Source organism: Citrobacter sp. HN-141, assembly GCF_033341895.1.
Lineage (GTDB): Bacteria > Pseudomonadota > Gammaproteobacteria > Enterobacterales > Enterobacteriaceae > Citrobacter.
Window position 1 is genome coordinate 1 of the sequence record NZ_JAWPBF010000072.1, and the last position, 230, is coordinate 230.

Below are 230 nucleotides of genomic sequence, written 5' to 3' on the forward strand. Positions count from 1 at the left end.
ATCAGCAGATTCATTTCAATGGTTTCAACACTGGATTTGTTGTTGTAGTTCACCTTCATTTTATCGCAGGCATCGGTGAGAATTTCCCGGTACAGCACCCCTTTACCCCAGCGGAGCAGCGTGGCAAAGCTGTTCGCCCCAAACGTCTGAACTTCGGCGGCAATGGCATCCCAGTAGCGCGGGTGGTTGGGCTTGTGTTTTTTATACTGAGGATCGTAAGTCAGCGTTTC

1 pseudogene is annotated in these 230 nt (G+C 50.0%); it reads right to left on the reverse strand.

The annotated features are described in order from the left end of the window. A pseudogene (locus RYZ59_RS24630) lies at window positions 1-230 on the reverse strand (DUF3944 domain-containing protein); the annotation flags it as partial.